Source organism: Vibrio sp. 1401, assembly GCF_033340295.1.
In genome coordinates this window covers 1-798 of sequence record NZ_JAWOWF010000253.1, presented here as the reverse complement: position 1 = coordinate 798, position 798 = coordinate 1, and the positions used below count along the sequence as shown (strand labels likewise).

Here is a 798-nt window from a genome sequence, read left to right as displayed (position 1 = left end):
TTTAATTTCGAGACAACATAATATATCGCAAACATAGTTTGTCGAATTCATTGATATAGTTACGTCAAGATTCAAAAACAAGCCATAAGTAAGGACTCAGGTTCAAGAAAATTCTCAAAGTTACAAGCATGTTCTGGATTAAGGGATATAATTTCTATACGAAATAAATTATAATCGCCGACTTGTAAGCAATTGGCTAGTCGATAACAACTTATTCCATTCCTATGACAGACAGTATGAGCGACACGCTTCAAGAACGAGAAGCTTCTGAATTAACTAAGCATAATTCTATCAGCATAACATCAACATTGGACGAGTTATCAGCAAGCGAAACCGATGCTTGTATTTATATCTACTGTCCAAAAGAAGACGAAACAAAGATTGCTCAGGTACTTAAGAGACATCCTGAGATTAACGCTCAAGTTAATAACTATGCCCTTAGGGATTTCAAGAGTAAAACGCTTTGCCACTTCAAAAGCTCACACCTAAACCCTGAGCAGCAAGCGTTTCTTGTAGCTGCGACAGAACTAGGGGCTTGGGTTGAGCCTTTAGTGAGCTACTTTGATCGTTCACTTGGCTACACTGAAACTGAGCTCTTGCATAGCGGCTACTTCTTACACCAAAAAGCTTTTTCTATCCTCTCTAATCGTAAGAACAGCTGGCAAAAGCGCTTCATCGATCTCTTGTTTGTTTTTATGCTATCGTGGGTTGCTATCCCAGTAGGGCTTATTACGGCACTGCTCATTAAGCTTGAGTCACCAGGCCCGGTATTCTTTAAGCAGCGTCGTACTGGCCAAT

Annotated in this window: 1 protein-coding gene; it reads left to right on the top strand. The window is 40.0% G+C overall.

Features of this window, described 5'->3' with window-relative positions; genetic code table 11:
* Positions 1-224: 224 nt before the first annotated feature.
* On the top strand, positions 225-798 hold a 574-nt coding region (locus R7Z77_RS24920; protein ID WP_318136990.1), incomplete at its 3' end, for a sugar transferase.